General features: G+C 63.8%; 1 protein-coding gene. It reads left to right on the plus strand.

The window, feature by feature from the left end:
• Positions 1 to 337: Phenylacetic acid catabolic protein (locus tag PQR08_RS38765; RefSeq protein ID WP_408164527.1), on the plus strand; the 337-nt coding region annotated here is incomplete at both ends.

The following is a 337-nucleotide window of genomic DNA, read 5'->3' on the forward strand; positions in this document are numbered from 1 at the left end:
CCTCGTGCAACAGGCGGTGAACCGCTGGTGGTGGCCGGTGCTGATGATGTTCGGCCCGAGCGACAAGGATTCGATTCACAGCGGCCAGTCCTTCGCATGGGGCATCAAGCGCATCTCGAACGACGACCTGCGCCAGAAGTTCGTCGATGCGACCGTCGAGCAGGCGAAGATTCTGGGCGTCACGCTGCCCGACGCCGATCTGAAGTGGAACGCGCAAAGAAACGCGCACGACTACGGCGAGATCGACTGGGAAGAATTCTGGCGCGTGGTCAACGGCGACGGCCCGTGCAACAAGGAGCGCCTCGCCACGCGCGTGAAGGCGCACGACGAAGGCACC

Origin of the sequence: Caballeronia jiangsuensis, assembly GCF_046030135.1 — a bacterium.
In the GTDB taxonomy this organism is placed as follows: domain Bacteria; phylum Pseudomonadota; class Gammaproteobacteria; order Burkholderiales; family Burkholderiaceae; genus Caballeronia; species Caballeronia jiangsuensis.